The organism is Aggregatibacter sp. (genome assembly GCF_057314075.1).
This window is the reverse complement of the sequence record NZ_DBHLAR010000008.1, coordinates 126,318-150,490: the sequence shown is the minus strand read 5'-3', so window position 1 is coordinate 150,490 and position 24,173 is coordinate 126,318. Positions and strand designations below refer to the sequence as shown.

Here is a 24,173-nt window from a genome sequence, read left to right as displayed (position 1 = left end):
CGTTGATTACAATCCTTTTTTTTGTGATAAACGTCGTGAAAAGAGACCGCACTTTGGGCTGTTTAAGTGCGGTGGAAAAATAAAACGTTTTTAACCTTTCGCCAAAATCCCTTTCAGGAAGCGCGCGGTATGCGAACCTTCGACTTTAGCGACCTGCTCCGGCGTACCGGTGGCGATAATTTGTCCGCCGCCGCTACCGCCTTCCGGGCCGAGATCCACAATCCAGTCGGCAGTTTTAATCACGTCTAAATTGTGCTCAATGACCACGATGGTATTGCCTTGATCGCGCAAGCGGTGTAACACGGAAAGCAGTTGTTTGATGTCGGCAAAGTGTAGCCCGGTAGTGGGTTCATCCAGAATATATAGCGTTTTTCCCGTATCCCGTTTGGAGAGTTCCGTCGCCAATTTTACCCGTTGCGCTTCACCGCCGGAAAGGGTGGTGGAGGATTGACCCAAGCGAATGTAAGACAATCCCACATCCATTAGCGTTTGCAGTTTGCGCGCAATCATTGGAACCGCATCGAAAAATTCGCGCGCTTCTTCCACGGTCATATCTAACACTTGATGAATGGTTTTGCCTTTGTAGCGAATTTCCAAGGTTTCGCGGTTGTAGCGTTTACCTTTACATTGGTCGCAAGGCACGTACACATCCGGCAGGAAGTGCATTTCCACTTTGATTACACCGTCGCCCTGACAGGCTTCGCAACGTCCACCGCGTACGTTAAAACTGAAACGTCCCGGGTTGTAGCCACGTGCTCGGGCTTCCGGTACGCCGGCGAACAGCTCACGAATTGGGGTAAACACGCCCGTGTAGGTTGCCGGGTTAGAACGCGGTGTACGGCCAATCGGGCTTTGGTCAATATCGATAACTTTGTCGAAAAACTCCAAACCTTCGATAGATTTATATGGCGCTGCTTCCGCATTTTCCGCACGGTTTAACGCGTTTTGGGCAATCGGGAACAAGGTGTCGTTAATCAACGTGGATTTGCCTGAACCGGAGACACCGGTGATACAGGTAAACAAGCCGACCGGAATCTCTAAGTTGACGTTTTTCAGGTTATTACCTGATGCACCGAACAGCTTGAGTGTTTTTTTCTTATCAAGTGCGGTGCGTTTTTTCGGTATTTCGATTTTTTCTGCACCGGATAAGAATTTACCTGTAAGCGAGTTTGGATTTTGCATGATTTGTTGTGCTGTGCCTTCGGCAATGACATTACCACCATGCACGCCCGCGCCCGGGCCGATGTCGATAATGTGGTCGGCGCTTAAAATCGCATCTTCATCGTGTTCTACTACAATTACAGTATTGCCGAGATTTCGTAAGTGAATCAAGGTATTGAGCAAGCGTTCATTATCCCGTTGATGCAAGCCGATGGACGGTTCATCCAATACGTACATCACACCGACTAAACCCGCACCAATTTGGCTGGCAAGGCGAATGCGTTGTGCTTCACCGCCTGAAAGGGTTTCGGCGGAACGGGAAAGGGAAAGATAATTCAAGCCCACATTCACCAAAAATTGTAACCGCTCTTTGATTTCTTTCAGAATCTTCTCGGCGATTTGTGCTTTTTGTCCGCTCAGCTGTAGCTCTCCAAAAAAGCTCAAGGCTTCCCCGATGCTTTTCTCCGAGACATCAGGCAGATTGGTTTGCTCAATATAAACGTTGCGCGCCTCGGGACGCAGACGCGAACCGCCACAATCGGCGCAAGGGCGATTGCTGATGTGTTTGGCAAGTTCTTCGCGCACTGACATGGATTCCGTTTCTTTATAACGGCGCGCCATGTTGTTCAAAATGCCTTCAAAGACATGGTGGCGCAACACCACATCGCCGCGATCGTTCATGTATTGGAATTCGATTTCTTCCTTGCCGGAACCGTGCAAAATAATCTGTTGAATTTTTTTCGGCAGTTCCTCAAAAGGCGTTTCAATATCGAAATGGTAGTGTTTCGCTAGGGACGTGAGCATTTGGTAATAATAGAAATTGCGACGATCCCAACCTTTAATGGCGCCATTGGCAAGGGAAATGCTCGGATTTTGTACTACGCGTTTTTCATCGAAATATTGTTGTACGCCCAAACCATCACAAGTCGGGCACGCACCGGCAGGGTTATTAAAGGAGAAGAGACGAGGTTCCAGTTCCGGTACGGAATAGCCACAGTGCGGACAGGCAAAGTTGGCAGAGAACACCAGTTCTTCCGCTTTCGGATCGTCCATATAAGCGACGACCGCCGTGCCGCCGGAAAGCTCGAGCGTGGTTTCAAAGGATTCCGCCAATCTTGTGGATAAATCCGACCGCACTTTAAAGCGATCCACCACCACTTCAATGGTATGTTTTTTCTGTAATTCCAGTTTCGGCGGATCGGATAAATCACAAATCTCACCATCAATACGGGCGCGAATGTAGCCTTGTGCGGCAATTTGTTGCAATAATTTAACGTGCTCACCTTTGCGCTCTTTTACCACCGGCGCCAACAACATCATTTTGCTTTCTTCAGGCAGGGAAAGCACTTTATCCACCATTTGGCTGATGGTTTGTGCCGTGAGAGGCACATTATGATGAGGGCAACGCGGCTCGCCCACACGGGCAAACAACAAACGCAGGTAATCGTGAATTTCGGTAATGGTACCCACTGTTGAACGGGGGTTGTGCGAGGTAGATTTTTGCTCAATAGAAATGGCCGGTGAAAGCCCTTCAATATGGTCCACATCGGGTTTTTCCATTAATGACAAAAATTGACGCGCATAGGCGGACAAGGATTCCACATAACGGCGTTGCCCTTCGGCATACAGCGTGTCAAAAGCCAAAGAAGATTTACCTGAGCCGGATAAGCCGGTAATGACGATTAATTTATCACGGGGAATGGTTAAGTTAATATTTTTCAGATTGTGGGTTCTTGCACCACGAATATCGATGGTATCCATAATAGATTTTATAAATGAAAGAAGTGTAAATTTGCGGCAATTATCGCATATTCCTAAATAACTGTGCAAATATCCAGTTAATTTTATTGAAGGCGTGGATTTATTCCAAATTTTCAGGCAGAATAGAGCAAATTTTTTTACAGCAAAATTGAATAAAGAAGAGGATATTATGGCAGGAGTAAATAAAGTCATTATTGTTGGTAATTTAGGTAACGATCCTGAAATTCGCACCATGCCGAATGGCGAAGCGGTTGCCAACATTACCGTTGCCACCAGTGAAAGTTGGAATGATAAAAACACCGGTGAACGTCGTGAAGTGACCGAATGGCACCGCATTGTGTTCTATCGTCGTCAGGCGGAAGTGGCAGGCGAATACCTGCGCAAAGGCTCTAAAGTTTATGTCGAAGGGCGTTTAAAAACCCGTAAATGGCAAGATCAAAACGGCCAAGATCGCTACACCACAGAAATTCAAGGCGATGTTTTACAAATGCTAGACAGCCGCTCTGATCGTCAATCCGGCGGCTACGCACCGGCAGCACAGCCAAGCTACCCAAGCCAATCACAAAGCGCGCCACGTGCAACCCCGGCAAGCAAACCGGCAGCCGAAGCACCGATGGATAACTTTGATGATGATATTCCGTTCTAACGAATAAAGCACAAAAATGATAAAGGGTCTGATGTTATGTCAGACCCTTTCTTTTTTTGTCGTAGAGAATGAGGGTATTTTCTTGCGCAAAAGTGCGGTCATTTTTCAGCGTGTTTTTTCAACTTAAATATCGCAAGTTTTGACCGCACTTTTTATCGTAATAAGAAAATAGCGCATTTTAGGACGCAATTACGCAATCACCGGATACTGCGACATTTCCAACATAAGAGGGTTTTGTAAGGCGTTTGCTCATTGATTAATCCTTAGAAAAATTGGCACAAGCGTGGACGCTTGCGCCATCGGTGGCAAAGAATAGTAGTACACAGTCTGTAGGATTTGACTTAAAAGATTGAGAAAAATTATTCTGCCATTTGGAAAAACTAAAGAATAGTATCCCAAGTAGAAATTTCGTTGACAATATTATAAGTTAACTTATAATAAGTGAATCTATAATCAAAGGAGAAATTACAATGGAATTTAGTTTTAGTTTGAAAATCAAAGCTGCAAAAGAAGATGCATGGGAGTACTATGCAAATATTGAAAAATGGTATGATTGGGAAGAAGATTTAAAAAACATTACATTGAACGGTAAATTTGAGACTGGCTCATACGGAACTATGGAGCTTGAAGGAATGCCTCCTATGGAATATCAGCTTACTCTTGTAAAACCTTTTGAGGAATTTTGGGATAAAACAGAAACTCCGTTCGGAGATATTCTTTTCGGGCATCAAATAATTGATAATAATGACGGAAGCGTGAATATAAAACACACTGTGATTTTAGATAGTGAGGATGAGCAACATTTGGAATTTTTAAAACAAGTTTTTTCAGATGTTCCTCAGTCTATATTTATTCTAAAAAATCGTTTGGAAAAATAAGGTGATTGCTGTTTGTTTACATCAAAATATAAAGACAATTCAGAAAAATCAACAGGATTGTTGTTCATGAGGGTGTACAATAAATGGCATCTTATGATAAAAAAAGAGTTAAAGAAAATAAATTTGACACACCCTCAATTTGTTGTTTTAGCTTCTCTTGCGTATCTATCGCAAAATGACAATGAAGTTACACAAGTTATGATTTCAAAACTCTCAGAGATAGATGTCATGACGGTATCTCAAATATTGAGTTTATTGGAAAAACATGATTTTGTGAAAAGAAAAGAACATTCAAGAGATACAAGAGCAAAAGTTGTTATTTTAAACAAAAAAGGAGAAGAAATATTACAAACAGCTGTTCCGTTAATTGAGCAAATTGATGAGTTTTTTTTCGGAAAGTTGGATAACGATGAAGAACTATTTAAACACTTTATTGTTAGATTAAACAAAGAATAATATTATCCATATTACATGTAAAACTCAAAAAATAGAACATAGATATAAAACAGAAATTTACTCAAGAGGACTATTTACGCAAAAGTATAGAAGTCCTCTTTTTTATTCTCAAAAAGCAAAACAGAGAACATAAATGGTTGACTCTTGAACGCAATGTGTAAAAATTTTACGTTTATATTGTAAAATATAATGACATAATTGCCGTGTTATCGGGGTTATTTTTACGTATTTTTAAGGCAAGTATCAATATTTGATTGCAACAAGTTGAAATAATTAGAGTTTTATTTTTGCATTCTTTCGTTATATAGAAACAACCGTTCTAACGAATAAAGCACAAAAATGATAAAGGGTCTGATGTTATGTCAGACCCTTTCTTTTTTTGTCGTAGAGAATGAGGGTATTTTCTTGCGCAAAAGTGCGGTCATTTTTCAGCGTGTTTTTTCAACTTAAATATCGCAAGTTTTGACCGCACTTTTTATCGTAATAAGAAAATAGCGCATTTTAGGACGCAATTACGCAATCACCGGATACTACGACATTTCCAACGTAAGAGGGTTTTGTAAGGCGTTTGCTCATTGATTAATCCTTAGGAAAATTGGCACAAGCGTGGACGCTTGCCCCATTGGGGGATGTAAAGTACTTAATGCTTATTTATATTATTTAATAAACTCCACCACTTGCTCAAAACGTTGACGCGTTTTGGGGCGAGGTTCTTAATTCTTTGGTATCAAATAAACCTTTTTCCGCCAATAACGCTTCTATTTTGGCATAAGGGAAACCTTCAATCGGGGTTCTTTTAATGCCGATCATTGCTGACGAGGTCAGCATATTCCCCAGCGCAATATAACTTTGCTTACATACCCAATCGTAAAAAGAGCTCGGATTATCTGCAAATGCGCCTTCAAATTGACTGTATTGGTGGAAGAATTTCAAGCGCATGATAACGGCATCTTCAGGTAGCTGCTGAACGGTGCGCATAAAATGAGGCAAATAATCGTCGTTCAGGTCAAGGATGGTTGCTGGCGCAAAGCGATTGAGCGTTTGATTACTCACTTAGATAACCTCAAGCGCTTTGAACCGCCCCTTAAAATTCAAGGCTTTACCAAAACACTGATTTGGCACGAACGGATCCATAAAGATTCTGCGTATCGCTGGGTAAGGGAGTTGATTGAAAAGGCTTGTTTAGTTGATGGGAAATAGTGAATGTTGATGTTACCGATTAGCCGTAATTGATGGCGTATGAGAAATTTCCCTTATGGTCTGGAAATAGCGTGGCAAGTAACTGCACTTTTAAAATATAGAGTAAGAAGGCATAATTGCGGCTCTAGTTTTTCGAATTATTTATTTTAGGAGCAAAGAGATGAATATTTTATTATTGGATGGTGGCAAAGATTTCGGACATTCACATGGCGAGTTGAACCATACACTTCATAAAAAAGCAAAAGAAATTTTGACCGCACTTGGACACAATGTAAAAGAAACCGTGATTGATGCCGGCTATGACGTTGAAGCAGAAATCGAGAAATTTGTTTGGATGGATGCCGTGATTTGGCAGATGCCGGGTTGGTGGATGCACGAGCCTTGGACAGTGAAAAAATACATAGACGAAGTATTAACCAGCGGACACGGCAAGCTTTATCACAGTGACGGCCGTCATCGCGTCAATCCGACAGAAGGCTACGGCACAGGTGGCTTGTTGCAAGGCAAAAAGCACATGCTTTCACTTACTTGGAATGCCCCGATTGAGGCGTTCACCCGCGAAGGCGACTTCTTTGAAGGCAAAGGCGTGGATGCTTTATATATGCATTTCCACAAACTCAATGAGTTCATCGGCTTGACCCGTCTGCCAACATTCTTATGTAACGACGTGATTAAAAATCCACAAGTAGAACAATACTTAGCAGACTACCAAGCACACTTGGAAAAAGTGTTCGGTTAATTGATAATTGAGAAATATTCGTTTAGAAGGTGAGCATTTTGGCTCACCTTTGTTTTTTGTCGTAGAGAATGAGGGTATTTTCTTGTGCAAAAGTGCGGTCATTTTTCTGTGTGTTTTTCTACTTTAAATATTGCGATCAGCTCCCGTACTTTAATCCGCTTATGTGACGCTTGGCTGATAGAGCGTTGTACTTTTAAACGGCGGATTTTAGCACCTTGGTAGATTTCTCGGGTGAATGGCGTGTCGTGGTTGGAAATCACTACTTGGACATTGCGTTGTTTCACGGTGTCTTTGGCTAGATTGGCAAGATCACACTGGTGGGCGATGGAAAATTCATTGCCGGAATAATTGGTGAAATTGCTGTCTTGTGAAAGAGGGGCGTAGGGTGGGTCGCAGTAAATTACGCAGTCCTCATTTGCCATTTGAAAGGTTTGTTGAAAATCGGCGCAAATAAAGACCGCACTTTGTGCTTTAGCGGCAAAAAAACGGAGTTCTTCTTCCGGGAAATAATGGGTTTTGTAAGCGCCGAAAGGCACATTAAATTCGTTTTTGGCGTTGTAGCGACACAAGCCGTTAAAGCCAAAACGATTTAAATACAGAAATAACACCGCGCGTTGGAATACGTCGGTACTTTGATTAAATTCTTTACGCTTGGTGTAATAGTAAGTTTCGGTGTTGGCGTCGGGGTGAAAGAAAACCAGTTTGCACGCTTGGATGTAGCCTTCAACGTCCTGTTTGACGATGTTGAATAAGTGGATTAAATCAGGGTTGATGTCTGCCAGAATGTAGCGTTCGAAATGGCTGTTGAGAAATACCGCACCGGCGCCGACAAACGGTTCGACCAAACATTGTTTGCGTTTGGGCAATAAGCGGTTGATTTCGTCTGTCAGACGATATTTACCGCCCGCCCATTTGAGAAAGGGGCGGCTTTTGGTTTTTGTGGTGGGTTTAGCGGGTTTAGGCATGGGGTTAGTCAATTTGCGTACAACGATTGATGGCTTCAATCACCTGTTCTTGAGGGACATCCGTCGCCACATAAGCTTGTCCAAGCGCTTTGAGGAGCACCAAACGCAATTTGCCATTGAGCACTTTTTTATCACGCATCATTAGTGGCAAGTAATCTTGTGCGGTCATGCCATCCGGTGAAACGGTTGGTAAATTGGCGCGGGTTAAAAGTTTTTCTAACCGTGCGACATCATGTGGTGTTAAATCGCCTAATTTTTCTGATAACGCAGCAGCCATCATACAGCCGGCGGATACCGCTTCGCCGTGTAACCAGTTGCCGTAACCTAAATGGGCCTCGATGGCGTGACCGAAGGTGTGGCCAAGATTTAATAGCGCACGATCGCCTTTTTCCGTTTCATCGCGCGCTACAATATCGGCTTTTAATTGGCAACAACGGGCGATACATTGTTGTAATGCGTTTTGGTCAAGGGCGACTAAGTCATCGATATGTTGTTCTAACCATTGGAAAAAGGGGAAATCTAAAATCGCCCCATATTTGATGACTTCGGCTAGGCCGGCGTTGACTTCGCGTTTTGGTAAGGTATTTAAGGTGAGTGTATCGACAATCACGGCGGTGGGTTGATAAAACGCGCCAATCATGTTTTTGCCTAATTCGTGGTTTACCGCCGTTTTGCCACCCACGGATGAATCCACTTGGGCTAATAACGTCGTTGGAATTTGAATAAAACGTACGCCACGTTGATAGCTTGCTGCGGCATAGCCGGCAACATCACCGATGACACCGCCGCCTAATGCCACGATCGTGGTATCGCGTCCGTGGTTGGCTTTTAAAAGTGCGGTGAAAATTAGGTTCAAAGAATCCAGGGTTTTGTATTGTTCGCCGTCTGGCAATAACACGTGCTCAACAAGACAACCGATTTTTTCTAAGGTGTCCGTCACGGTAGAAAGATAATGTTGTGCAACAGTTGGATTGGTCACGATCATGACTTTATTGCCGGATTTCAGCGGATAGCAATCGGTATTCGTGAGTAATCCGGCTCCGATATGAATCGGGTAGCTTCTTTCTTTCAATTCAACATTTACACACAACATTTACTTTACCTTTGAGGTGTTTAACCGTTTGTATTAACCGTTATAGTTGTCAATCAGGTCGATAATTTGTGTCGCCATGACTTTGGCACTTTGTTCGTCAGTTGGTAGGGTGATGTCCGCCACTTCTTCATAAAGTGGATTGCGAACTTTAGCTAGGTCTTCCAACACTTGGCGCGGATCGTCAACATCTTGCAATAGTGGACGTTTTTTATCTCGTTGGGTGCGCTGATATTGTTTCTCTACGGTTGTTTCCAAATAAACTACGATACCGCGTGCGGAAAGATGATTGCGGTTGTCTTTTGATAACACTGCGCCGCCACCGGTAGATAACACGATGCCTTGACGTTGTGTTAATTCATTAATAAGGCGTTCTTCTCTTTTGCGGAATCCCTCTTCGCCCTCAACATCAAAAATCCAACCGATGTCGGCACCGGCGCGTTCTTCAATTTCCGCATCGGTATCGACAAAATCCATGTTAAGTAGTTGTGCAAGTTGGCGACCGATGGTGCTTTTACCTGCCCCCATAGGCCCCACGAGGAAAATATTACGTTTTTCTGCCATTGTTATTCATCTTAAATTTATGTCATCGGAAAAAATGTGATCTTTTAGAAAATAAGAAACGACCGCAAGTGATGATTCATGTGGCCGTGTGAAAGTTTTGAATAAAATTGAAAAGATCACCCCAAAATTGCACGAGATTATCTCAATAAATCGCCATTCTTTTCAACCTAAACAGACGATTTATTTCGTGTATACCGTGTTAAAACAAAATAAACTATGGCCTTATCCTCTTTTTAGATATGTTTTGTGTTCTTGTTCTTTCTCTCTGTTGACTGTTTGCCTTTCAAGTTTTCCAATGTCTCGCCGGGGCGCAAAATATGTGGTGTGACGAAGATCACCAATTCCCGCTTTTGGTGGCGATCACTTTCTTTGCTGAATAAATGCTTAATGCCGGGAATGTCTCCTAATAATGGCACTTTGTCTAAGCTTTTAGTAATGGTGTCATGAAAGACGCCGCCAAGCACGATGGTTTCGCCGTCCTTGGTAAAAACTTGCGTATTTATTTCTTGTTTATCAATCGAAACCACCTCGCCTAAACCGTATGCCACGCGGCTACCCGGGGCGTTTTGACTGACAATTAAATCCAACAGAATTTGCTTATCCAAGGAAATGTGCGGTGTGACTTCCAACCCTAATACGGCTTCGCGAAACTCTACGCTTTGCGTACCACTTTTTTCATTCACCATGATATAAGGCAATTCCGTCCCTTGCTTAATGCTGGCGCTTTTCTTGTTGGTGGTAAGCAAACGTGGGCTAGCGATAATTTCCACATTGTTTTCTCGCTCAAGTGCGGTCAATTCTAAGTCTAAAAGTCGTCCGTTGATTTTAGCCACTTGTAACGCGAGAGACCCCGCCGGTGTCGTGGCGGTGGGCAGGTTCACGTTTAATTGATTCGCAATATTGTCAAATTCATTTGCTGCCAGGCTTCCCCCGATTCTGTGGGCGTTTTCCGTTGGGTTGAAAATCCCCCAACGCACGCCCAAATCTTTCAAACTTTCGGCGTTGATGGTGACGATACGTGCTTCTATGGCAATTTGTTCAATGGGCTTATCCAATTCCTTGATCAATTTCTTCAAGTTAGCGATAGATTTCGGTTCATCTTGAATCAGTAAGAGATTGCTGCGGTCATCAAAGGTAATGCTACCGTTCGGCGATAACATCGACCCACTGCCACCGGTGAGTGATTTCATCACTTCAGAGGCTTTGGCAAAGTGCAGTTTAATGGTGGCCGTCGCGAGCGAGGTTTCTTCCTCCGAAGGCAGTGCCGCAATGGCTTGAGGTTCTGTCATATTGCCGGCAAATTTGGCGGCAGTATCCTGCTTGCTTAAATAATAAATGCCGTCTTCTTGCCATAAATCCAATTGTTTAATTTTGGCAACGGAACGAAAGAGCTGATCTAAATCTACGTTATCTAACTTTAATGTCAGTGTGCCTTGCAATTCATCGTCGATCAGTAAGTTGACATTTTGCGCCAGCGCAAGTTGTTGTAAGGTTGGCACTAAAGGCGCCTGTTTGAGTTGAATGGAAAAGGTTTGATGTTGTTCGGCATGCACGGTGAACGTGAAAAAACATCCGAAAAACAGACCGCACTTTAAGATCTTGAGAAAAAGCGATTGCATGATATTTCCTTAAAATGATTTAAAACTGAACATTGAACGGGAGCGTCTGTTCACAATGTTGATTGTTTTCTCTGCGTAGAAACGTAATTTGCTGTTTGGTGATATGGTCTATTTTGATTGCCTCTGCGGCGATGACATCACCGACGTTCGCCAAATGAACTTGCTGGTCGACCTGTAAAATAAGTTGCCAATCTTTTTGTTGATGAATAATGCCGACAATCTGAATTTGAGCAAAAGGCGTGTTTGGGAAAAGCCCTGTTGGGCATGAATGCTCAAGCGCTTGACCTTGTTTTGGGACATGTTCTGGTTTGGTACGATGGCGTTGTGTTTTATCAAATGGATCATTCGCTGCAGCGGGTAAGCTGAGCAAAATGCCCAATATTAAGTATAAAAGTGGTTCTCGCATTCGTTTTTCCTTAGTTTCCTTTGCTATTTAATTGAAATAAAAGTGCTGTTTGAATGGATGAGATTTCATTGGTCTCATCGCTTTGCAACACTTGCCATTCCACGAGTTCCAATTCTGTGTTCGCGTTTAAAAGTGCGGTTAAAAATGAATGTAAATCTTTGAAATGGCCTTGAAGTTGTAGCCTGAGTAAGGGCTTTTGATGAAAATCCCACTGGCTTTGTACGATTTGCAAATGTTGAGCAAATTGTTGGATTTGTTGATTTATCGGCGGCAGTTTGGCAGCCAACGCCGGTGTGAGTAATTGTGTTGCCGCTTTCTCTTTTAGCGCGGCTAACAGTTTTTGTTGATGTGCTAAGTTTTCCCGTTGCGTTTGTAATTGTTGCTCCATATGTGTCATGTGAACACGTTGTTGCCAATAATGTTGCAAGGGGAAAGAGAGGGTAAATACGCCGAGGAAAAGTAACGTGGAGTGTTGTTTCCAGGGATGTAAACGATGCCAATGGGCCAATGTCTCGGTAAGTTTTTGTCTGAAATTCATGGTGTTGTTTTTATCTTTACATCAAATTGGAAACGCAGTTCTTGTGCTTGTGGTTTAAATTCCACCAGAGTAACTTCGCGAAATAACGGTTGTGCGGAGAGATATCCATTGAGGCGAGAAAACTCTTCTTGGTTTTCAGCATATCCCTTGAGCATAAGATGTTCGGTATTGAGGTGTAATTCCGTTAATTCACCTTGTGTAAGTGGAAACTCAGCTAATTGATTTAACAAAGAAAAAAGTGTTTCTTTTGGAATTTCTTGAAGGGTTTCCAATTGTGCATGACTGTGGCGAAATTGTTCAATCTGTTGCTGTGTTGCCTGTAATTCTTGTTGGTGAGTGGTGTATTGCAACTGTGCTTTGCCCGCATTGTCGGAATAGCCTTCCGCAAAATGGGTGAGCAATAATGTGCTGATCGTACATAACGTTGCCCCTATAAATAGGGTAACCAACAAACGCCGATTTTTCTGTCGAAGCTGTTTAATGCGCCAGGGCAACAAATTCATGTCTTTTTTCATGTCATTTTCTCTAAAGATGGCGCTTTAACACCAAAAAGTGCGGTGGATTTTTGTAACGTTTCTTGTTGCCACAAGGCATTACCAAGGGCGATAAAAGGAAGGGAGGTGTTTATTTCCACCCAGTCTGATGCAATGTGTGGTGTAGATTCAGTGCTGTAATAGAACACTTTTTCCGGTTTTTCATCATAACGCTGGCAATATTGCTCAAAAAGTGCGGTCAAATTTCCGTCCGTTTGAAACAGTGTTTGGGTCTGTTGTCGTTTTTGGTGAATCGCTAATGCGCCGCTTTCGTCTTGGTATAACACTAAGGCGTCGATCGGTAATGGTTGCTCTAAAATATATTCGCTGGCGCGTAAAACAGCTTTGGCAACGCTATCTAACACATCAATTTGCAAGGGAATAAATTGATTTAAATAGTTTTTCGCAATTTGTTGTCTAATGGCGAAAATATCTAAACGAAATCCTTGTTTTAGCGGCATCGCCGTATAGTCATACCAAACTTCCTCAAGCGGAATTGGCAATTCGTGTGTAAGGGTAAAATGACACTGCTGTTCGCATTCTTGGGTATTCAGGTTTTGCGGCAGAATAAGGCTTTTTTGCCAAATATGCTGCGGCATAATAGCGGTGATGTATTTATAGTTTGCTCTTCTCGGTGATTGATTTAATTTCTGATTTAACGTGGAAGAGAGCGTCAGTAAATCCAGTTCGCTACATTGTAAGAACTGGGCTTGGTTTTGTGAATCGAACCAAAGAACATCAATATGTTGTGGGTGATAGCAAAGGCCAACTTGAATGGCGGGGTGATGTCTGATGAACATGAAGTATCCTTGTTTGCAATATTTACTGTCGTTTTTGTTGCGTAGTCTTTATACTTAGCCACTATATTTTTAATTCCTTTTATTGCATTTAACTAAGTGAGAATTTTTCGATGCGGATCGCAAAATTAATATTAAGTTCCTTATTAACGCTGTTCATTTTGGGCTGTATCGCCGTGGGCGTTGTCTATGTGCAGCTAAAATCCGATTTGCCGGACGTGGAAACGCTAAAAACCGTTGAGCTGCAACAACCCATGCAAATTTATACTTCTGACGGTAAGTTGATTGGTGAAGTAGGTGAACAGCGCCGTATTCCGGTGAAATTAAATGATGTGCCGCAAAAATTAATTGATGCGGTATTGGCGACGGAAGACAGCCGTTTTTATGAACACCATGGGCTAGACCCGATCGGGATCGGCCGTGCCGTGATGGTGGCGATCAGTAAAGGTGGCGCTTCCCAAGGGGCAAGTACCATCACGCAACAGTTGGCGCGTAACTTCTTCTTAACGCCGGAAAAAAGTTTGATTCGTAAAGCCAAAGAGGCGATTTTAGCTATAGAGATCGAAAATGCGCTGGATAAAAATGAAATTCTTGAGCTTTACCTAAATAAAATTTATTTGGGATACCGCTCTTATGGTGTGGCAGCCGCGGCAAAAACCTATTTTGGTAAAGAATTAAATCAACTGACTTTGTCCGAAATGGCGGTGATTGCAGGTTTGCCGAAAGCACCTTCCACGATGAATCCGCTTTTTTCCCCGAAACGTGCGTTAGAGCGCCGTAATGTAGTATTGGGGCGTATGTTGGATCAAAAATATATTTCTCAAGAAGAGTATGATGCTGCGTTGAAAGAACCGATTGTCGCCAGCTATCACGGTGCGCAATTGGATTTTCGTGCTGATTACGTCACAGAAATGGTGCGTCAGGAAATGGTAAAACGTTTCGGTGAAGAAGACGCATATACCAAAGGATATAAAGTGTACACCACGGTGCTTTCCAAAGATCAAGAAACGGCACAAAAAGCGGTGCGCGATAATTTAATCGCTTACGATATGCGTCATGGTTATCGTGGTGGTGAACCCTTATGGAAAAAAGGCGAAGCCTCTTGGGATAATGACACTATTATTGGTTTTCTGAGAAAGTTACCAAATTCTGAGCCTTTTATTCCGGCTGCCGTCATGAATGTGTCTAAAGCCGGTGCAGAGCTTTTATTGGCATCCGGTGAGAAAATAACGTTGCCAAGCAGTGCAATGCGCTGGACGGGGCAGTCTGCTCCGGTGAAAACAGGTGAGCAAATTTGGCTGCGTAAAAACGACAAAGGCGAATGGGTCTTGGGACAAATTCCACGTGCCAATTCGGCGTTGGTTTCTTTAAATAGTGACAATGGCGCCATTGAAGCGATTGTGGGTGGTTTCAGTTTTGAACAAAGTAAGTTTAACCGTGCAACACAATCATTAGTGCAGGTGGGTTCTTCAATTAAACCATTCATTTATGCGGCAGCATTGGAAAAAGGGTTGACCTTATCTAGTGTGTTACAAGATACGCCGCTTGTGTTGAAAAAGCCTGGTCAAAAGGAATGGCGTCCAAAAAACTCACCGGATCGTTATGATGGTCCTTTACGTTTACGTGTGGGACTAGGCCAATCTAAAAACATGATTGCCATTCGCTCCATGCAAATGGCCGGTGTCGAGTTTGTTGCGGATTTCTTGCAACGTTTTGGCTTTAAACGAGATCAGTATTTTGCCAGTGAAGCACTTGCATTAGGTGCAGCTTCCTTTACGCCGCTTGAAATGGCGCGTGGTTACGCAGTATTCGATAACGGTGGTTATTTGGTTGATCCTTATATTATCAATAAAATCTTAGATAATACCGGCAAGGAAATTTTTGTGGCCAACCCTAAAGTCGCCTGCCCAACTTGCGACAGTATTCCCGTCATTTACGGCGAAACGGAAAAATTAGATGGTTTCAAAAATACCGATTTGACCATGGCTGACGATTTGAAACGCAGCGATGATTCCACGAACGGTGAAGAAGTGGATCAAGGTGAAACTGTGCCGGATATTCCGGAATTGCAGCCACGCATTGATTCTGTGAAAGAAGAAAATTTAAATTTCATGGCGCAAGCAAAAACCAACAGCTCGCAAGTCGAGTATGCACCACGTGTCATTAGTGGTGAATTGGCGTTCTTAATTCGTAGCGCATTAAATACGGCGATTTATGGTGAACAAGGATTGGATTGGAAAGGCACCAGTTGGCGCATGGCAAATGAGATCAAGCGTAAGGATATTGGTGGCAAAACTGGGACGACCAATAACTCCAAAGTGGCGTGGTATGCTGGATTTGGTGCAAACTTAACGACGGCTGTGTATATTGGTTTTGATGACAATAAATTCGATTTAGGTCGCGGAGAGGCCGGTGCGAAAAGTGCGATGCCGGCATGGATTAGTTACATGAAGGCCATTTTGAAAGAGGTGCCTGAACGTACCTTGCCAACCCCAGCGAATATTGTCGAGAAAAACATTGATCCGCGTTCCGGATTATTATCTGGTGGTGGACGTGTCGAATACTTTATTAAAGGCACCGAGCCGACCCGAGCTTATGTGGAAGAACGTGGTTATTATGTGCCTAGCGATCTTCAGGAAGGCGGCGGTGCATCGGGTGGACAACGGGAAGAATTATTCTAGACCGAGACTTGTTTTTGAAGCCCGGCAGCTGTCGGGCTTTCTTTTTTGGGAAAAGTGCGGTCATTTTATTTAACGTTTTATAAGTAGGAATTATGCTCAGTTATCGTCATAGTTTTCATGCGGGCAACCATGCGGATGTGTTGAAACATATCGTGTTAATGCTGATTATCGAAAGCCTACAGCAAAAAGAAAAAGGTTTTTATTATTTAGATACCCATGCAGGCGCAGGGCGTTATCGTTTATTTAGTGCAGAAGCGGAGAAAACGGCTGAATATGTGGACGGTATTGGGCGTTTGTGGGAGCGAGAGGATTTACCGCCGGAAGTGGCCCAGTATGTGGCACTGATTAAAAAACTCAACTATGGCGGCAAGGAATTGCGCTATTACGCCGGTTCCCCTTTGTTGGCAGCGAATTTATTACGCCCACAGGATCGTGCGCTACTGATGGAATTGCACCCAAGCGAGTTTCCTTTGTTACGCAATAATTTCAAAGAATTTGAAAATGTGACGGTGAAAATCGGCGATGGCTTTCAGCAAGTCAAAGCCACATTGCCGCCCAAAGAGCGTCGTGGCTTGGTGCTAATTGACCCACCTTATGAACTGAAAGAAGACTATGATTTGGTGGTGAAAGCCATTGAAGAAGGTTATAAACGTTTTGCGACCGGTGTGTATGCGATTTGGTATCCGGTGGTGTTACGTCAGCAAACCAAACGTATTGTAAAAGGCTTAGAAGCCACGGGGATTCGTAAAATTTTGCAAATTGAATTGGCGGTGCGTCCGGATTCTGATCAACGTGGCATGACAGCCAGCGGTATGATTGTGGTGAATCCACCTTGGATGTTGGAACAACAGATGAAATCCATTTTGCCATATTTAACCACCGCACTTGTGCCGGAAGGCACCGGCAGTTGGTCGGTAAACTGGATTACACCTGAATAAGATGACGCCAGCATAAGATAATACCGATTAGACCGATTTATCCTATTTGTTTGATTTGTGAACATCCTTTGGGCAGAATAGCGCCCAATTTATTAATAAGGAAAAGAGTATGACCAGACATTATGATTACATTGCCATCGGTGGCGGCAGCGGTGGAATTGCTTCCATTAACCGTGCAGCAAGTTATGGCAAAAAATGTGCCATTATTGAAGCAAAACATTTAGGTGGAACCTGTGTTAACGTGGGTTGCGTGCCGAAAAAAGTGATGTTCTACGGCGCACAAATTGCGGAAGCCATCCATCATTATGCGCCGGATTACGGTTTTGATGTGGACGTCAAAAAATTTGATTTCGCTAAGTTGGTGGAAAGCCGTCAAGCCTATATTTCCCGCATTCATACCTCATACGATAACGTATTGGCAAAAAATAACGTGGAGGTGATTCGCGGTTTTGCCAAATTTGTCAATAAAAATACCCTTGAAGTGACTTTCGCCGATGGTTCCACCGAACAAGTGACAGCAGATCATATCTTGATTGCTACCGGCGGACGTCCAAGTATTCCTGCAATAAAAGGCGCGGAATACGGTATTGATTCTGATGGTGTTTTTGCGTTAACCGAGCTGCCTAAACGTGTCGCCGTTGTTGGTGCCGGTTATATTGCTGTGGAGTTGGCAGGCGTCTTGAACAGCCTTGGTGTGGAAACCCATTTATTTGTGCGTAAACACGCGCCGTTGCGTAATTTTGATCCAATGATGGTGGAAACCTTAGTGGAATCTATGCAACAAGACGGCATTACGTTACACACCCATGCCATTCCAAAAGAGGTGGTGAAAAATGCAGACGGTTCAGTAACGCTTCACCTTGAAGACGGTCGTGAGCAAACCATCGATTGCCTGATTTGGGCGATTGGACGTGAGCCGACAACCGATAAAATTAATTTACACGCCGCCGGCGTAGAAGCGAATGCGCGTGGTTTCATCAAGGTAGATAAATACCAAAACACCAATGTGCCGGGCATTTATGCGGTAGGTGATATTATTGAAGGCGGCATTGAACTCACGCCGGTGGCAGTCGCAGCAGGACGTCGTTTATCCGAACGCCTGTTTAACCATAAACCGAACGAACATTTAGACTACAATTTAGTGCCGTCCGTGGTGTTCAGTCATCCGCCAATTGGTACTGTCGGATTAACCGAACCACAAGCCATTGAACAATATGGTGCGGACAATGTGAAAGTGTATAAATCTTCTTTTACTTCCATGTACACGGCTGTCACCCAACACCGACAAGCTTGCCGCATGAAATTGGTGTGCGTTGGTAAAGAGGAAAAAATCGTGGGCTTACATGGTATCGGTTTTGGCGTGGACGAAATGATCCAAGGTTTTGCTGTTGCTATTAAAATGGGCGCGACAAAAGCGGATTTTGACAATACAGTGGCTATTCACCCAACAGGCTCGGAAGAGTTTGTCACAATGCGTTAATTAACGCTTATTAAATAAAAAAGGTCTGAGTTTTCAGACCTTTTTTGTGTTCTTTATTCAGTATGTTAGATGCAAACTTTGGCACTTTAACTAAAGTGCGGTCTTATTTTATTGTGTTTTTAACGGGTCCCATAAACAACGATGGTCTTGCCATGGGCTGAAATGAGATGTTGATCTTCTAGCATTTTTAAAATGCGTCCAACGGTTTCTCGTGAACAGCCTACCATTTGACCGATTTCCTGGCGCGTAATTTTAATTTGCATCCCGTCAGGATGGGTCATGGCTTCCGGCATTTTGGCTAGATTTAACAAGGTTTGAGCAATGCGTCCGGTAACATCCAAGAAAGCCAAGTTACTGACTTGGCGTGAGGTGTTTTGTAAACGACGTGCCAACTGTGCGGTAAGGAGCATCAGAATTTCAGGGTTAACTTGAATTAATTGGCGGAATTTACGGTAGGAGATTTCGGCAACTTCACAAGCCGCTTTGGCTTTGATCCAGGCGGAACGACGTTGCTCTTCTTCAAATAAACCGGCTTCTCCGAAGAAATCGCCTTGGCTTAGATAAGTCAGGATCATTTCTTTGCCATCTTCATCTTTCACTAAAACGGAAACGGAACCTTGAATTAAATAGTATAAGGTTTCAGCCTTTTCACCTGCATTGATTAATGTGCTTTTAGAAGGATATTTATGAATATGGCAATGAGATAAAAACCAATCAAGGGTTGGATCCGTTGATGGTGTTGTAATTTGTGCGCTTTGTTCCTGCACGACGAAAACCTCCAACTAACAATGAAAAACTAAAAAGTTTATCTAAAAAATTCCGTTTTATCTTTTATATCGATAGATTCATGTAATTCAGACCAAACGATCACCGCACTTCCTTGGCGGATTTTGTTTAGTAGCGCTTTCTTTTTCTGTTTGAAAGTCTGTTCATGTGAACCATAATCGGTTCCCTCACGTAAAATGACGCTTTCCACGATATTAATTAAAGTATCTTCCGCCAGTTCTTGCCAAGGAATAATCACGACATATTACCTAAATAAATAAATTATGCAAATAAGCTTTCAATGAGCTGCCATTGCTGGTTAAACCCTTGATTGGGTGTGTGTCGGAAGTTGGAACGCACATAGCGCATAAACTGTCCTTCACAGAGGGTGACGAGGTGTGCAGCGATAATGCGTTCGTCCATGTTAAATCCGTGCCCTTCGCGCAATTTTCGCATTTGCAGAATATTCACAAACTGTAATTCCAGCCTGTCAAAAAAGGTGGCAACGCGGGCTTGTAGTTTGGCATCTTCAAACATCAACGCATGACCCGTTAACACCCGAGTTAAACCGGGATTTTTACGGGCAAAATCCAAGATCATCTGCAGAATGTCTTTTACCCGTTGCATGGTGTTGGTTTCATTTTTGATCGATTGTGAAATGCGATTCAGCAATGTGCTTTCGATATTCTCAATTAAGGCTTCAAAAATCTTGGTTTTGCTCGGGTAATAACGGTACAACGCCGCTTCTGACACACCCACTTCCGCGGCTAAACGCGCCGTTGTCATACGCTCCATGCCACGTTCGGAATGCAACATATGCGTGAGTACCGTCAACACTTGTTGGCGGCGTTCTTTAATGCTACGTTTATTGGTTTGTTCCATTAGTGTTTACCTGAATGGCCGAAACCGCCTTCGCCGCGTTCTGTGGCATTAAATTCGTTGACGATATTAAATTCCGCTTGCACAACGGGCACGAAGACTAATTGCGCGATGCGATCGCCTACTTCAATTTTGAACGGCTCATTGCCACGGTTCCACACGGAAACCATGAGCGGCCCTTGATAATCAGAATCGATTAAACCGACTAAATTGCCCAACACAATGCCGTGTTTATGGCCTAAACCGGAGCGCGGTAAAATGACGGCGGCTAAATTCGGATCGGCAATATAAATAGAAAGTCCGGTTGGAATTAATTTGGTTTCACCCGGTTGAATTTCAATGCCATTGTCTAGGAGCGCACGTAAATCCAATCCTGCGGAGCCTTCGGTGGCATACGTTGGCAGGGGAAATTCGTTGCCAAGACGGCTATCTAAAATTTTAACGTCAATTTTTTTCATTGTGATCTTTTCCTTTAACGAAATCTTTTGTGTTTTTGATAAAGTGCGGTTGGTTTTTGCTGTGTTTTTTATTGACGGTAGCGCACCATAATTTCACTAACTAATGCTTCTGCCAATGTATTTTTATCCGCCTGCGGCAAGGCTTTTTCGCCATGCTTCCAAAAGAGGTGTAGCGTATTGTGATCTTGTCCGAACACTTGCCCACCGGAAACATCATTGGCACAAATCATATCCAAATTTTTGCGCGTCAATTTATCTTTTGCGTAATCGGCCACATTCTGCGTTTCCGCCGCAAACCCCACAGTAAACGGGCGCTTTTCCGTAAGATGCGCCACATCAGCGATGATGTCCGGATTTTTAACGAGCTTTAACGTCATTTCTTCAGCCGATTTTTTGATTTTTTGATCAGCGATATCCGCAATACGGTAATCCGCCACCGCGGCACAACCGATAAAAATGTGATTTTTGACCGCACTTTCTAAGGCAGCTTGCCACATTTCTTGCGCGGAAGTGACATTAATACGATGAATATTGGAAGAGGCGGTGAGATTCACCGGACCGGCAATTAACGTCACCTTTGCGCCACGTTTGGCAAAAGCCTCTGCAATGGCAAAGCCCATTTTGCCGGAACTGTGATTGGAAAGGTAACGCACCGGGTCAATGGCTTCGCGCGTTGGGCCGGCCGTAATAGCAACGTGGATGCCAACTAAATCTTGCTGCACGGAAAAATGATGGCAAAGTGCGGTGAAAATTTCAGAAGGTTCGGACATTCGCCCGGCACCCACATCGCCACATGCCTGTTCGCCACTGTTCGGGCCGATAAGTTGTATGCCACGGCTTAAAAGTGCGGTCAGATTTTGCTGTGTTATTGCTTGGCGATACATTTGCTGATTCATCGCCGGCGCAAGAAAAATCGGTGCACTGGTGGCAAGGCAAATCGTGGAAAGTAAATCGTTCGCCATACCAACAGTTAAGCGCGCAATAAAATCGGCACTGGCAGGGGCGATTAATACGGCATCCGCCCATTTCGCCAATTCAATATGTCCCATTGCCAGTTCTGCTTGCGGATCCAATAACGATTGTGCCACGGCATTGCCGGAAATCGCTTGCAAGGTGAGTGGTGTCACAAATTCTGCGGCGGCAGGCGTGAGCACCACGCGAACCTGCGCATTGGCTTTGCGTAATAAACGAATTAATTCGATGGTTTTATACGCGGCAATGCCGCCGGTAATGCCTACAACAATGCGTTTATTTTCTAGATTAATCATGCTTGAATCCCATGAATTGACCGACTCGGAGACGAATCCGCTTATTCTACTTGAATTATGATTTAATCAAAAATCTTATTTTGCGATCCCAATCCCATCTTTTAAATGTACTTTTTGGATTTTACGATGAGCTGTGAATGAATAGCGCCTCTGTTATTTTTTGCGAGGTTGAAAAAATGGATGAAGCCTTAATGCCAAGGGAAAAACTCTTAAAATATGGTGTCGCTACACTGACGGATGCTGAACTTTTGGCCATTTTCTTGCGTACGGGTATTAAAGGTTGCCCAGTGATGGAATTATCGAAAAATGTGTTGCAACATTTTGGCTCGTTGCGAGGGCTCATTAGTGCCGATCAAAAGCAGTTTTGTGCGATGAAAGGCATTGGCATTACGCAGTTTATTCAGTTGCAAGCTTGCACGGAAATGACACGTCGTTATTTATTGGCGGAACTTAAAGAAGGCTATTGTTTCAGTTCATCAGATGCCGTAAAAATGTATCTACAGACGGAGTTGGAAAATACGGAACGAGAAATTTTTTTAGTGCTTTTCTTAGATAATCAACATCGGCTGATTAAGCAGGAGCGCTTGTTTCTCGGCACAATTAATAAGGCGATGGTGTATCCGCGCGAAGTCATCAAGGAAGCCTTGGCGTGCAATGCGGCGGCGATTATTTTGGCACATAATCATCCTTCCGGTGTGGCAGAACCCAGTTTTTCCGACCGACAAATTACACAGGCGATCAAGCAGGCAGCAGAGTTGATGGAAATCCGTGTGCTGGATCATTTTGTGATTGGCAAAGGCGATTATTTTTCCTTTGCGGAACAAAATCTTCTCTAAAACGCACCGCACTTTGAGATAAATTTTCGTTTTAATGTCAGCAAATTCAGGATTTAGGCTTGAGAATGCAAGATAAAGTGAGTATAATGCACGACCTTTAATATAGTATGCGGGTCGGGTTATACGACCTGACGAGGTCATTCAAAAAGTTATTTTTGAAATATTCCGAACCGTAAGCTCGAGCTTAAATTTCATTATTGGAGATTAATATGTCTAGAGTCTGTCAAGTAACAGGCAAGCGTCCGGCAGTGGGTAACAACCGCTCTCACGCAATGAACGCGACTCGTCGTCGTTTTCTTCCTAACCTTCACACACACCGTTTCTGGGTTGAAAGTGAAAACCGTTTCGTAACATTACGCTTAACTGCAAAAGGTATGCGTATTATTGATAAAAAAGGCATTGATGCAGTTTTAGCTGAAATCCGTGCTCGTGGCGAGAAAATCTAAGGAGCTAACAAATGGCAGCAAAAGGTGCTCGTGAGAAAATCCGTTTAGTTTCTACCGCAGAAACCGGTCATTTCTACACAACTGACAAAAACAAACGTAATATGCCTGAAAAAATGGAAATCAAAAAATTTGATCCAGTTGTGCGTAAACACGTTATTTATAAAGAAGCAAAAATCAAATAATTTTGCGCGAATTGAAAAACCCGACATTGTTCGGGTTTTTTTTATATCCAGTGGCTATCGGAGAAAGAGAATGCCTGAACTACCTGAAGTCGAAACTGCAGTGCGTGGTGTAAGCCCTTATTTGAAAGATTACGTGATTGAAAAAATCGAGGTACGTCAGCCGAAACTCCGTTGGGCAGTCTCGCCGGAATTAGCGACATTGCATCAAGTAAAAATTCTGGATCTGAGCCGCCGCGCCAAATACCTTATCATTCATACCGAAAAAGGTTATATCATCGGGCACTTAGGAATGTCAGGAACCGTAAGAATCGTACCGCATGACTGCCCGGTTGATAAACACGATCACTTGGATATTGTGCTAAACAATGATCGATTATTGCGTTATAACGATCCGCGCCGCTTTGGTGCTTGGTTGTGGACAGAAAAATTAGACGAGTTTCATTTGTTTTTGAAACTGGGGCCGGAACCGCTATCAGAGGAATTCAACGCAGACTATCTTTTTAAAAAATCCCGCAAAAAAACGACCGCACTTAAAACCTTTTTAATGGATAACGCTGTGGTGGTGGGCGTCGGCAACATTTATGCAAATGAAAGTTTGTTCTTGTGCGGATTACACCCATTAAAACTTGCCGCGAATCTCACCCGAAAACAGTGTGAACGTTTGGTTGAAACTATTAAATCGGTTCTTGCCAAAGCCATTGAACAAGGCGGAACGACACTCAAAGATTTCCTACAACCTGACGGCCGTCCAGGTTATTTTGCGCAAGAATTGTTGGTTTACGGGAATAAAGGCAAACCTTGTCCAACATGCGGTACAAAAATTGAAAGTTTAATTATCGGACAACGAAACAGCTTTTATTGCCCGATGTGTCAGAAGAAAGGATAGG

26 protein-coding genes are annotated in these 24,173 nt (G+C 43.3%); 11 read left to right on the top strand and 15 right to left on the bottom strand.

Annotation, left to right across the window (positions count from 1 at the left end):
- Positions 1–90: 90 nt before the first annotated feature.
- Entirely contained in the window at positions 91–2,922 is a 2,832-nt protein-coding gene (uvrA, locus tag ACO5E4_RS06230) for an excinuclease ABC subunit UvrA (protein WP_485862435.1), read from the bottom strand.
- Between the two features lie 169 nt (positions 2,923–3,091).
- On the opposite strand from uvrA, the gene ACO5E4_RS06225 reads away from it, so the two are divergent.
- The 3 genes from ACO5E4_RS06225 (at position 3,092) to ACO5E4_RS06215 (ending at position 4,902) form a co-directional block, all read left to right on the top strand.
- Positions 3,092–3,568, top strand: coding sequence for a single-stranded DNA-binding protein (locus ACO5E4_RS06225; RefSeq protein WP_314885898.1), 477 nt, complete (start codon positions 3,092–3,094; stop codon positions 3,566–3,568).
- A 470-nt stretch (positions 3,569–4,038) separates the two neighbouring features.
- Complete coding sequence (locus ACO5E4_RS06220; RefSeq protein ID WP_005715880.1) at positions 4,039–4,446, top strand: SRPBCC family protein; 408 nt, start codon at positions 4,039–4,041, stop codon at positions 4,444–4,446.
- Between the two features lie 12 nt (positions 4,447–4,458).
- A complete protein-coding gene (locus tag ACO5E4_RS06215; protein ID WP_485862434.1) occupies positions 4,459–4,902 on the top strand; it encodes a MarR family winged helix-turn-helix transcriptional regulator in 444 nt (147 codons plus the stop codon).
- Positions 4,903–5,583: 681 nt separating this feature from the next.
- On the opposite strand, the gene ACO5E4_RS06210 is transcribed toward ACO5E4_RS06215, so the two are convergent.
- Positions 5,584–5,955, bottom strand: a complete 372-nt coding sequence (locus ACO5E4_RS06210) for a nitroreductase family protein (protein ID WP_314310964.1) — start codon at positions 5,953–5,955, stop codon at positions 5,584–5,586.
- A 307-nt stretch (positions 5,956–6,262) separates the two neighbouring features.
- On the opposite strand from ACO5E4_RS06210, the gene ACO5E4_RS06205 reads away from it, so the two are divergent.
- Positions 6,263–6,841: an NAD(P)H-dependent oxidoreductase gene (locus ACO5E4_RS06205; protein WP_314885893.1), complete on the top strand. Its 579-nt coding sequence runs from the start codon at positions 6,263–6,265 to the stop codon at positions 6,839–6,841.
- Between the two features lie 98 nt (positions 6,842–6,939).
- Here ACO5E4_RS06205 and ACO5E4_RS06200 read toward each other — a convergent pair whose 3' ends face one another.
- The 8 genes from ACO5E4_RS06200 to ACO5E4_RS06165 all read right to left on the bottom strand — a co-directional run bounded on the left by ACO5E4_RS06200 (position 6,940) and on the right by ACO5E4_RS06165 (position 13,356).
- Positions 6,940–7,806, bottom strand: a complete 867-nt coding sequence (locus ACO5E4_RS06200; RefSeq protein WP_485862433.1) for a Dam family site-specific DNA-(adenine-N6)-methyltransferase — start codon at positions 7,804–7,806, stop codon at positions 6,940–6,942.
- A gap of 4 nt (positions 7,807–7,810) precedes the next feature.
- Positions 7,811–8,899, bottom strand: coding sequence for a 3-dehydroquinate synthase (aroB, locus tag ACO5E4_RS06195; RefSeq protein WP_485862432.1), 1,089 nt, complete (start codon positions 8,897–8,899; stop codon positions 7,811–7,813).
- Between the two features lie 33 nt (positions 8,900–8,932).
- Positions 8,933–9,460 carry a shikimate kinase AroK gene (gene aroK / locus ACO5E4_RS06190; protein WP_005715891.1) on the bottom strand — a complete coding sequence of 176 codons (528 nt, stop codon included), beginning with the start codon at positions 9,458–9,460 and terminating at the stop codon, positions 8,933–8,935.
- 233 nt (positions 9,461–9,693) lie between these two features.
- A complete protein-coding gene (locus tag ACO5E4_RS06185) occupies positions 9,694–11,079 on the bottom strand; it encodes a type IV pilus secretin PilQ (RefSeq protein ID WP_485862431.1) in 1,386 nt (461 codons plus the stop codon).
- A gap of 19 nt (positions 11,080–11,098) precedes the next feature.
- On the bottom strand, positions 11,099–11,485 hold the full coding sequence (locus ACO5E4_RS06180; protein WP_485862430.1) for a pilus assembly protein PilP: 387 nt from the start codon (positions 11,483–11,485) through the stop codon (positions 11,099–11,101).
- A 10-nt stretch (positions 11,486–11,495) separates the two neighbouring features.
- A complete protein-coding gene (locus tag ACO5E4_RS06175) occupies positions 11,496–12,023 on the bottom strand; it encodes a competence protein (RefSeq protein WP_485862429.1) in 528 nt (175 codons plus the stop codon).
- Positions 12,020–12,538, bottom strand: a complete 519-nt coding sequence (locus ACO5E4_RS06170) for a PilN domain-containing protein (protein ID WP_485862428.1) — start codon at positions 12,536–12,538, stop codon at positions 12,020–12,022. Before ACO5E4_RS06170 ends, ACO5E4_RS06175 begins: the two co-directional genes overlap by 4 nt.
- Positions 12,535–13,356 carry a competence protein ComA gene (locus tag ACO5E4_RS06165; RefSeq protein ID WP_485862427.1) on the bottom strand — a complete coding sequence of 274 codons (822 nt, stop codon included), beginning with the start codon at positions 13,354–13,356 and terminating at the stop codon, positions 12,535–12,537. Before ACO5E4_RS06165 ends, ACO5E4_RS06170 begins: the two co-directional genes overlap by 4 nt.
- A 110-nt stretch (positions 13,357–13,466) precedes the next feature.
- On the opposite strand from ACO5E4_RS06165, the gene ACO5E4_RS06160 reads away from it, so the two are divergent.
- From ACO5E4_RS06160 to gorA, 3 genes are all read left to right on the top strand, one after another.
- The gene (locus tag ACO5E4_RS06160; RefSeq protein WP_485862426.1) at positions 13,467–16,034 is read left to right on the top strand and encodes a penicillin-binding protein 1A; all 2,568 of its coding nucleotides are present in this window, start codon (positions 13,467–13,469) and stop codon (positions 16,032–16,034) included.
- A 92-nt stretch (positions 16,035–16,126) separates the two neighbouring features.
- A complete protein-coding gene (locus ACO5E4_RS06155) occupies positions 16,127–16,972 on the top strand; it encodes a 23S rRNA (adenine(2030)-N(6))-methyltransferase RlmJ (protein ID WP_485862425.1) in 846 nt (281 codons plus the stop codon).
- A 109-nt stretch (positions 16,973–17,081) separates the two neighbouring features.
- A complete protein-coding gene (gene gorA / locus ACO5E4_RS06150) occupies positions 17,082–18,452 on the top strand; it encodes a glutathione-disulfide reductase (protein ID WP_485862424.1) in 1,371 nt (456 codons plus the stop codon).
- 119 nt (positions 18,453–18,571) lie between these two features.
- On the opposite strand, the gene crp is transcribed toward gorA, so the two are convergent.
- The 5 genes from crp to coaBC form a co-directional block, all read right to left on the bottom strand.
- Positions 18,572–19,219 carry a cAMP-activated global transcriptional regulator CRP gene (gene crp, locus ACO5E4_RS06145; protein WP_454905128.1) on the bottom strand — a complete coding sequence of 216 codons (648 nt, stop codon included), beginning with the start codon at positions 19,217–19,219 and terminating at the stop codon, positions 18,572–18,574.
- Between the two features lie 38 nt (positions 19,220–19,257).
- Positions 19,258–19,476, bottom strand: a complete 219-nt coding sequence (locus tag ACO5E4_RS06140; protein WP_485862423.1) for a YheU family protein — start codon at positions 19,474–19,476, stop codon at positions 19,258–19,260.
- A gap of 23 nt (positions 19,477–19,499) precedes the next feature.
- Complete coding sequence (gene slmA, locus ACO5E4_RS06135; protein ID WP_485862422.1) at positions 19,500–20,099, bottom strand: nucleoid occlusion factor SlmA; 600 nt, start codon at positions 20,097–20,099, stop codon at positions 19,500–19,502.
- Positions 20,099–20,554 carry a dUTP diphosphatase gene (gene dut / locus ACO5E4_RS06130; RefSeq protein ID WP_109432627.1) on the bottom strand — a complete coding sequence of 152 codons (456 nt, stop codon included), beginning with the start codon at positions 20,552–20,554 and terminating at the stop codon, positions 20,099–20,101. Before dut ends, slmA begins: the two co-directional genes overlap by 1 nt.
- A 68-nt stretch (positions 20,555–20,622) precedes the next feature.
- Positions 20,623–21,822, bottom strand: coding sequence for a bifunctional phosphopantothenoylcysteine decarboxylase/phosphopantothenate--cysteine ligase CoaBC (gene coaBC, locus ACO5E4_RS06125; protein ID WP_485862421.1), 1,200 nt, complete (start codon positions 21,820–21,822; stop codon positions 20,623–20,625).
- Between the two features lie 176 nt (positions 21,823–21,998).
- Here coaBC and radC point away from each other — a divergent pair, with 176 nt between their 5' ends.
- The 4 genes from radC (at position 21,999) to mutM (ending at position 24,172) form a co-directional block, all read left to right on the top strand.
- A complete protein-coding gene (gene radC, locus ACO5E4_RS06120) occupies positions 21,999–22,658 on the top strand; it encodes a RadC family protein (RefSeq protein ID WP_314954006.1) in 660 nt (219 codons plus the stop codon).
- A gap of 209 nt (positions 22,659–22,867) precedes the next feature.
- Positions 22,868–23,104: a 50S ribosomal protein L28 gene (gene rpmB / locus ACO5E4_RS06115; protein ID WP_005542826.1), complete on the top strand. Its 237-nt coding sequence runs from the start codon at positions 22,868–22,870 to the stop codon at positions 23,102–23,104.
- A gap of 11 nt (positions 23,105–23,115) precedes the next feature.
- Positions 23,116–23,286 carry a 50S ribosomal protein L33 gene (gene rpmG, locus ACO5E4_RS06110; RefSeq protein WP_005613503.1) on the top strand — a complete coding sequence of 57 codons (171 nt, stop codon included), beginning with the start codon at positions 23,116–23,118 and terminating at the stop codon, positions 23,284–23,286.
- Between the two features lie 70 nt (positions 23,287–23,356).
- A complete protein-coding gene (gene mutM / locus ACO5E4_RS06105) occupies positions 23,357–24,172 on the top strand; it encodes a bifunctional DNA-formamidopyrimidine glycosylase/DNA-(apurinic or apyrimidinic site) lyase (RefSeq protein ID WP_485862420.1) in 816 nt (271 codons plus the stop codon).
- The last annotated feature ends 1 nt before the right edge of the window (position 24,173 follow it).

Bases quoted from the DNA above. Each gene is read 5' to 3' on its own strand.
- uvrA (WP_485862435.1), bottom strand. From the start codon at position 2,922: ATGGATACCATCGATATTCGTGGTGCAAGAACCCACAATCTGAAAAAT.
- ACO5E4_RS06225 (WP_314885898.1), top strand. From the start codon at position 3,092: ATGGCAGGAGTAAATAAAGTCATTATTGTTGGTAATTTAGGTAACGAT.
- ACO5E4_RS06220 (WP_005715880.1), top strand. From the start codon at position 4,039: ATGGAATTTAGTTTTAGTTTGAAAATCAAAGCTGCAAAAGAAGATGCA.
- ACO5E4_RS06205 (WP_314885893.1), top strand. From the start codon at position 6,263: ATGAATATTTTATTATTGGATGGTGGCAAAGATTTCGGACATTCACAT.
- ACO5E4_RS06200 (WP_485862433.1), bottom strand. From the start codon at position 7,806: ATGCCTAAACCCGCTAAACCCACCACAAAAACCAAAAGCCGCCCCTTT.
- aroB (WP_485862432.1), bottom strand. From the start codon at position 8,899: ATGTTGTGTGTAAATGTTGAATTGAAAGAAAGAAGCTACCCGATTCAT.
- aroK (WP_005715891.1), bottom strand. From the start codon at position 9,460: ATGGCAGAAAAACGTAATATTTTCCTCGTGGGGCCTATGGGGGCAGGT.
- ACO5E4_RS06185 (WP_485862431.1), bottom strand. From the start codon at position 11,079: ATGCAATCGCTTTTTCTCAAGATCTTAAAGTGCGGTCTGTTTTTCGGA.
- ACO5E4_RS06180 (WP_485862430.1), bottom strand. From the start codon at position 11,485: ATGCGAGAACCACTTTTATACTTAATATTGGGCATTTTGCTCAGCTTA.
- ACO5E4_RS06175 (WP_485862429.1), bottom strand. From the start codon at position 12,023: ATGAATTTCAGACAAAAACTTACCGAGACATTGGCCCATTGGCATCGT.
- ACO5E4_RS06170 (WP_485862428.1), bottom strand. From the start codon at position 12,538: ATGAAAAAAGACATGAATTTGTTGCCCTGGCGCATTAAACAGCTTCGA.
- ACO5E4_RS06165 (WP_485862427.1), bottom strand. From the start codon at position 13,356: ATGTTCATCAGACATCACCCCGCCATTCAAGTTGGCCTTTGCTATCAC.
- ACO5E4_RS06160 (WP_485862426.1), top strand. From the start codon at position 13,467: ATGCGGATCGCAAAATTAATATTAAGTTCCTTATTAACGCTGTTCATT.
- ACO5E4_RS06155 (WP_485862425.1), top strand. From the start codon at position 16,127: ATGCTCAGTTATCGTCATAGTTTTCATGCGGGCAACCATGCGGATGTG.
- gorA (WP_485862424.1), top strand. From the start codon at position 17,082: ATGACCAGACATTATGATTACATTGCCATCGGTGGCGGCAGCGGTGGA.
- slmA (WP_485862422.1), bottom strand. From the start codon at position 20,099: ATGGAACAAACCAATAAACGTAGCATTAAAGAACGCCGCCAACAAGTG.
- dut (WP_109432627.1), bottom strand. From the start codon at position 20,554: ATGAAAAAAATTGACGTTAAAATTTTAGATAGCCGTCTTGGCAACGAA.
- coaBC (WP_485862421.1), bottom strand. From the start codon at position 21,822: ATGATTAATCTAGAAAATAAACGCATTGTTGTAGGCATTACCGGCGGC.
- radC (WP_314954006.1), top strand. From the start codon at position 21,999: ATGGATGAAGCCTTAATGCCAAGGGAAAAACTCTTAAAATATGGTGTC.
- rpmB (WP_005542826.1), top strand. From the start codon at position 22,868: ATGTCTAGAGTCTGTCAAGTAACAGGCAAGCGTCCGGCAGTGGGTAAC.
- rpmG (WP_005613503.1), top strand. From the start codon at position 23,116: ATGGCAGCAAAAGGTGCTCGTGAGAAAATCCGTTTAGTTTCTACCGCA.
- mutM (WP_485862420.1), top strand. From the start codon at position 23,357: ATGCCTGAACTACCTGAAGTCGAAACTGCAGTGCGTGGTGTAAGCCCT.